The 1,703-nt window shown below is 45.6% G+C and carries 3 protein-coding genes; all 3 read left to right on the top strand.

Features of this window, described 5'->3' with window-relative positions; translation table 11 throughout:
- A partial coding sequence (locus AB4653_RS05950; protein ID WP_372103562.1) for an FAD-binding domain-containing protein occupies positions 1-488 on the top strand: 488 nt, incomplete at its 5' end.
- Positions 489-502: 14 nt separating this feature from the next.
- Entirely contained in the window at positions 503-934 is a 432-nt protein-coding gene (locus AB4653_RS05945) for a nuclear transport factor 2 family protein (protein ID WP_017090021.1), read from the top strand.
- Positions 934-1,665, top strand: coding sequence for an SDR family NAD(P)-dependent oxidoreductase (locus AB4653_RS05940; protein ID WP_102257685.1), 732 nt, complete (start codon positions 934-936; stop codon positions 1,663-1,665). Before AB4653_RS05945 ends, AB4653_RS05940 begins: the two co-directional genes overlap by 1 nt.
- The last annotated feature ends 38 nt before the right edge of the window (positions 1,666-1,703 follow it).

Below are 1,703 nucleotides of genomic sequence, written 5' to 3'. Positions count from 1 at the left end.
TAGATTGGTATCACGACAACCCGAGCTTTAAAGCGTGGTGCGAAGGAAAAACAGGCTACCCATTAGTTGATGCAGCAATGCGTCAATTGGTTGAGACAGGCTGGATGCACAACAGGCTAAGAATGGTGGTGGCAAGCTTCCTAACCAAGCACCTGCTGATCGATTGGCGTTGGGGTGAGCGTTTCTTTATGTCGCACCTTATCGATGGTGATTTCAGCGCGAATAATGGTGGCTGGCAGTGGGCCTCAAGTACTGGCTGTGATGCTCAACCCTACTTTCGAATTTTCAATCCAATCACTCAGAGTGAAAAGTTTGATCCAAAAGGAATTTTTATTCGTAAGTACATACCAGAGCTGCAAAATATCCCAGATAAGCATGTGCATTTCCCACATGACTTTATCGCTAAAAACGGAATAGACAGCGAATACTGGCAACCCATCGTTGAGCACAAAGAAGCACGATTGAGAGCCTTAGCCTTCTTCAAATAATTAGAGTGAATATTATGGATAACTCTCTATGGCTTGATAACTTTCTCAACATGTATCGAGAACTCGGAACCGACAATTTCGACGTGCTTAAGACAGTTTATCACCCTGATATTGAATTCCAAGACCCGCTGCATCATGTCAGCGGTATTTCGGCGCTTACGCACTACTTCGAGAACCTCTACACCCAGGTAACGAGCTGTTACTTTCATATCGAACACACTTTCGAAGTGAACGACGAAGCTTCGGTGTATTGGACGATGCAGTTTGCTCACAAGCAATTAAATGGGCAAAAGCCAATCGAAGTGCAAGGACACAGTCACCTTAAGATGCTCGACGGTCAAGTGGTCTATCACAGAGACTATCTTGATGTCGGCTCTATGTTGTATGAACACATTCCAGTTCTGGGCTGCGCCATCAAATCCATCAAAAAGAGAGCGAGCCAATAATGCGTATTATGATCACAGGCGCGACCTCAGGCATCGGCCAATCACTCGCTATCGATTATGCTCAACAAGGGCATCAGGTGATTGCTTGTGGCCGTAACCCAGACAAGCTGCAAGCCTTGGTTGATTCTCACGAGACAGACTTATCGCACTCGTCAATTGACCCACTCTGTTTTGATTTGACCGATTACCACAATTTCCCTGCACTCGAACAAGATAAGCAGCTCGACCTACTGATCTTGAACGCGGGTGATTGTGAGTACATCAACGACCCCGTGAATTTTGATGCCGAGCTTTTCGAGCGCGTCATCAACATCAATCTAATTTCAATTGGCTACGCCCTTAAAGCCTGGTTAAAAAACATTAAGCCGGGCGGCCGTTTGGTTTTAGTAAGCTCCAGCGCCAGCTTTTTACCTTTGCCAAGAGCCGAGGCTTATGGCGCTTCAAAGGCAGCCCTCACCTACTTAGGCAGAACACTGTCGGTTGATCTGGCCGAGCACAATATTCATGTCTCAATTGTGCACCCAGGCTTTGTTGAAACGCCATTAACCGAGCGAAATACCTTCTCTATGCCTATGATTATTAGTAGTGAGGCCGCAACTCAGCGAATCGTAAATGGTATTGCTCAAGGAAAGAGTGAAATCGATTTCCCAAGACGATTCATCATGTTGATGAAGCTACTAAGAATGCTTCCAACTCCAGTTTGGCAAAAACTCGCTTCAAGGATGGTATAACAATGAAGAAAATCGCCATTATAGGTTCAGGCATCTCT

Source organism: Vibrio sp. 10N.222.48.A3, assembly GCF_041475345.1.
Classification (GTDB): Bacteria; Pseudomonadota; Gammaproteobacteria; order Enterobacterales; family Vibrionaceae; genus Vibrio; species Vibrio tasmaniensis_A.
This window is presented reverse-complemented; position numbering and strand designations above follow the sequence as displayed.